Annotated in this window: 2 protein-coding genes; both read right to left on the bottom strand. The window is 75.6% G+C overall.

From position 1 onward, the window contains the following. The coding region (locus tag ACFQ4O_RS17750) for a hypothetical protein (RefSeq protein WP_378777732.1) at positions 1-182 on the bottom strand (182 nt) is incomplete at its 3' end. Further along, positions 179-1097, bottom strand: a 919-nt coding sequence (locus ACFQ4O_RS17745) for a M48 family metallopeptidase (protein WP_378777730.1), incomplete at its 5' end; no start/stop codon positions are given. The genes ACFQ4O_RS17750 and ACFQ4O_RS17745, both read right to left, overlap by 4 nt.

Here is a 1097-nt window from a genome sequence, read left to right as displayed (position 1 = left end):
GCAAGCGCGAGGCCGGCGGCGAGCGCGGCGAGGCCCGGCGCGGGCTCGAGGATGTCGGTTCGCAACAGCGCGATGGCGTAGAGGCAGACCAGCACCGCAAAGCCCGCCAGCGCCAGCGCCAGCCGCGCCAGCCGCGCGCGGCGGGGGGGAGGGGGCCGGACGCCGATCGCGCTCAGGCTCACGCGTCGTCGTCCTTCGGCGGATTGGCGCCGCAGATCTCCTTCAGCGCCTTGAACGCGATCGGCGTCAGCAGCGGGGCGGTCGCAGGCCCCCGTGGGCCGGCCTCGGCCGCGATGGCGCGCTGGCGTTGCGCGGTGTCGGGATGGGAGGCGAGATAGCCGAGGGGCGAACGGTTCTCCCCGTCCGGCGCGCGCTTGCGCTCGGCCTCGTCCTCGCCGGTCAGCCGGGCGAGCAGCGCGCCGAAGGCCGTGGGGTCGCCGCCCGTACGCTTCATGAGGGCGACGGCGTAGCTGTCGGCCGCCGTCTCCGCCTGCCGGGAGTAGGACGCTTCGCTCAGCATGCGGGCCACGAACACGGCCGCGCCGCCGCCGGCGAAATCGCCCAGCACGAAGCCGAACAGGAACGACAGGCCGCCGGCTTGCAGCGTGCGCTTGGCGCCGTCGCGATGGGCCACATGGCCGATCTCATGGGCCAGCACGCCGGCGATCTCGTCGGCGGACTCCGCCTCGCGGATCAGGCCGTCGAACAGGTAGATCGGCCCGCCCGGCAGCGCGAGCGCGTTGGGAATGGCGCTGCGCACCACGGTGATCTTCAGCGGGGTCGGCAGGTCCGCCGCCCGCTCCAGCGGGGCGGCGAGCCGGTCCAGCGCCACGCGTCCGGGCGCTTCGGCGGCGGTCTCGCCGCAGGCGAAGCCGCCTTCTCCGGTGGGCAGCAGGAAGCGCAGCTGCGCGTCCACCGCCTCGCCCATGCGCCGGTCCACGCTCCATGGCAGCAGCGGGGCCACCTTTTCGGCGAGCGCCGGCAGGCCGAACAGGCCGAGCGCGGTGAGCGAAACGACAGCGGCGAGCGTCCACAGCACCACGCGGCGGGTGGCGGCGCCCTCGGTGGCGCGCCCCGCATGCAGGCGCGGGGCCGCG

Origin of the sequence: Methylopila musalis, from assembly GCF_042679725.1 — a bacterium.
GTDB classification, from domain to species: Bacteria; Pseudomonadota; Alphaproteobacteria; order Rhizobiales; family Methylopilaceae; genus Methylopila; species Methylopila musalis.
This window is presented reverse-complemented; position numbering and strand designations above follow the sequence as displayed.